Source organism: Schnuerera sp. (assembly GCF_035459645.1).
In the GTDB taxonomy this organism is placed as follows: domain Bacteria; phylum Bacillota; class Clostridia; order Tissierellales; family Tepidimicrobiaceae; genus Schnuerera.
The window spans coordinates 1-4,061 of record NZ_DATHXO010000087.1; the positions used below are offsets into that span (position 1 = coordinate 1).

At 32.7% G+C, this 4,061-nt stretch carries 3 protein-coding genes; 1 reads left to right on the forward strand and 2 read right to left on the reverse strand.

Going from position 1 to position 4,061, the window contains the following annotated elements; translation table 11 throughout:
- Window positions 1–699: hypothetical protein (locus VK998_RS02120; RefSeq protein WP_325224957.1), on the forward strand; the 699-nt coding region annotated here is incomplete at its 5' end.
- 347 nt (window positions 700–1,046) lie between these two features.
- On the opposite strand, the gene VK998_RS02125 is transcribed toward VK998_RS02120, so the two are convergent.
- Window positions 1,047–1,934 carry an S-layer homology domain-containing protein gene (locus VK998_RS02125; RefSeq protein ID WP_325224959.1) on the reverse strand — a complete coding sequence of 296 codons (888 nt, stop codon included), beginning with the start codon at window positions 1,932–1,934 and terminating at the stop codon, window positions 1,047–1,049.
- Between the two features lie 83 nt (window positions 1,935–2,017).
- Window positions 2,018–4,061: chitobiase/beta-hexosaminidase C-terminal domain-containing protein (locus VK998_RS02130; RefSeq protein ID WP_325224961.1), on the reverse strand; the 2,044-nt coding region annotated here is incomplete at its 5' end.

Here is a 4,061-nt window from a genome sequence, read left to right on the forward strand (position 1 = left end):
ATAGGAGGCACTTCCCTATTAGACGATAGAATAGACGGTACAAAGATATCCATCTATAGAGGTAACGTAGAGGATATATATCAATACAAAGTAAAAATAGGGAAGATAAATTATAGACTAGATCATTTAAAACTAACAGAAAACAATAGATGGAAACAATTAAAAAAATCAGAAACCTTTGACCTTACAGAAGATACATTAATATACGACAGCCAACTAAAAGAGTATATACCAGCTAACTATTTTATTTCATCAAGATACATTAACTTAAAGGATATTAAAGATACTACATTAAGAAAAAGAGTAGAAAATAATTTCTATAAAAATAGGACAGCCTATTTTGTAGTTAGAGAATCAACCTTTGGGAAAGAGTTGTTAGCATTGAACTTAACCCCTCATATAAATGAATATAGACAAAATGTAAATATGAATTATTCCACTATAGGAGAGATAAAGGAAATAGACTATGATGACGGAAGTATAACCTTTACCAAGATAAAAAATTACAATACTCTAAACAAACGTTGGGAGAATACCTCTGATGAAAGGGTGGATATAAATGAGGCGGTAATACTACTAAATGATCTACCTATTCCAGAGGACAAACTATATCTCCTAAGACAAGGAGCCCAGGCCTATATAATGAAGAACAAAGATTCATCCATAGATAAAGGCTATGTAATACTAATAGAAGATTGAGAGGGGGTTTGAAGACGAGATTCTTCACTGACGTTCAGAATGACAAGTATAATGTCACCCTAAGCCCGTCAGTATGAGTATTGCCCGCGAAGGGTCTCGTATCTTATAGAATGACAAGTACGAGATTCTTCACTGACGTTCAGAATGACAACCATTATGTCACCCTGAGCCCGTCAGTATGAGTATTACCCGCGAAGGGTCTCGTATCTTATAGAATGACAAATACGAGATTCTTCACTGACGTTCAGAATGACAAGGATGAGATTCTTCACTGACGTTCAGAATGACAGCCACAATGTCATCCTGAGCCTTACAGTATAAGAACGACCCTCGAAGGATCTCGTATCTTATAGTTTTCCTTCCAATACCAATTCATTCTCATCATCGTATACTTTATACCTATACCCTCTGTATCTGGCTGTCCAGCTTATGTCAAAATTCCATATTTTAAATACTCCGTCTTTCTCTGGAGTTACCTCATCATATATTTCATATTTACCTTGCCGATTTTCTTTGGAGACTAGTTGAACTTTGTATTTGCTAAAATCTTCCCTACCTTTCAGGCGTCCAGTAAACATGCCAGTAATTGTGGTATTAAACTTTTTATTAGTCATTCTTATATTTTCTTTTTTCCTTTTTACTGGTGTTGGTTTTTTATCCAATTTTTCCAGTAGAGTAATATCTTCATCTTTAAGAGGCAAATCCAATAATTGTTCTATAGTCAGCGCCACATCGCCTCTAGTAACCTTCTGGTCAATATCTGAGTACAAATTACCTAATCCCAACTCTACAGCCTTAATATAGTAGTCTTCAGGATAATCTACAAAATCAATTCCATCCTGATATCCTAGTATCCTCATAAATATAGTAAGTATCTCTATATAACTTACCTGGGCTTGAGGGTCAAAGGTGGTAGGGTTTATTCCTTGAATTATATTTTCTCTATAGGCTATAGCTACATAAGGTGTAGCCCATCCCCCTTGAAATTTTTCTACATCTTTAAAGGGGATAGAACCCTTGAAATTTTTTGCTTCTTCTTCCAAACCCAATAGCCTTACAGCTATAGTGGCTAATTGCCCTCTATTCATATTTTGATCTAAATCTAAACTACCTTGACCCATATATCCTTTTTTCACTACCCTTGATATCTTATCTAATGATGGGCTTTCAGCCAAAATAAAACTAGGTATTAATAGAAAAACACACAAAAGAATTATAAATTTATTATTTCTCAAAAAATCACCCTTTCTTATGATAATAAACCCGAGATTCTTCGCTTACGCTCAGAATGACAACCATCATGTCACCCTTATTACAATTATAAATCATTTTCCAGTACTAGATTTCCTGCACCGTCGTATACTCTGTATTTGTAGCCTATTATTTTACTTATGGCGTCAATGTCGAATCCTGTTATTTCAAATTCACCGTTGGAATTTGCATGGGTTTCTTTGTATTTTACTCCTGCTTTAGATAGTAGTTCAATTTTATATCCAGCAAAATTATTTACATAGTTGCTAGTGAGTTGGCCTTTAAATACACCAATTATGGTAGTAGAAAAATTGAGCTTGTCTATTCTAATATCAGCACCACCTGAACTACCTCTATATATGGTTAATGTATATATTCTTTCTTCTTTATCTCTTTCTTTTACCCTAATATTTACTACATTTCTTCCTTCAGTCAATGAAACCCTTCGTCCTTCACCAGAATCTACAGTTCTACCATCTACTGTGATATTTCCCTCATCAGCATAAGGGGTTATGGTTATACTGTTTGTATTTCCATCTAAGTTTACTTCATAATCCAAAACATCCCTTCTAAAGGAAGGTTCCAGCACTCCCTTATCGATTCTCAAATTTCTTAACCCATAAGACCAATCATCATCAGGCACCACTGTATATTTTAATGCTGCAATAGGACCTGACCCCATACCTTCCTTATATCCAAAAGCATTTATAGTCAAATCTCTAGATACTACTATAGGTTCTGTATATTTATAACTCTGTCTAGTTGGAGTACTTCCATCTAAAGTATAATATATGTCTGCTCCTGAAGTATCTGTATATAGATATACTAAAGTACCTTCCTTAACTTCTCCTGGTGATGGATTAGCATATACAATACCTACATTTTTTTGGTAGGTATCTATTTCCGTTATAGTTTTGCCGTTATTATCTAATACTTCTGTTGATATATTCATATCCCATAAAGATATAAGGGTGGATATGGCACTTTGAACTCTGGTATTCAATCTATCAACAACCCTATCCCCACCGTTAATCCATTTATCATCATCTATAGAAAAGTCACCTTCAACTATTAATTTTAGATTATCTATATCCTTTTCATAAATATTAAAATCCAGTCCATAGGAATAGTTTCTATAAGAAAAACTACCATAAAGATTTTTCAAATGGGTTTCAGTTTCCATTAACAAATCTTTAGAACGAATTTTATTACTATCAAAATAGAATTTAATAGGTTCTATATCTTCTTTAGGGAAGATTAAGGTTCCATTAACGGTTAAATCAGGATAAACTCTTCTGATTTCCCAATTAAGCCTTTTTAAATACCCCATCTTAGTATATATAGACCAATCCTCTACAGAGTTAGAATCTGGGTAGGCTATCAAATCTACATCGTCTCCAGATTGATTAATTTCATAGTCGAATTTTACCTTATTATATTTATTTAAAGTATTATTTAAACTATCAGTAAGTCTATTTGGATCAAATCTATAATCTTTTTTCAACAAGGATCTGGAAAAATTAAAATATAAATCCATATCTTTAGTATCAAAGGTTACATAGTTTTTATAAGAAGAGGAAGAATACCTGCTATAATGAGGATTTCTAATAGCCCCGTGGAGCAATCCTTCTTCATCATATAAATTCAATATAGCTGTATACATATCCCAAATCCAGTCTTCTACTTCCTTACGTTGTAATCTATACCATCTGTAAGATTTAGAACGAGGAAAACTAATATCTAAATAGAGCCATTTGCCTATAGTATCATCTACATCAATATCAACAACCAATTCTCCAATTTTTGAAAAATGCTTATTTAAATATTCCTCTAAATCTGTAATATTATTTATCTTGGCATAAGGGATGCCTCTTAAACTATCTTCAACCTCAATTCTTTTTTTCAATTGTTCCATTTGAATATCTAAAAGATAGTTTCTACCTTCTCTAAAAGCCAACAGATTATCTATATTAGAATAACGTTCATGCTTTACTAAAACTCCATTGGCATCTATATTTAAAACAGCCTTATCTTCTTTATAATCTGGGGTTATGTATAGATAAGGAGCTATGTCCATTATATCTATATATAGATCATTATTATAATATAAT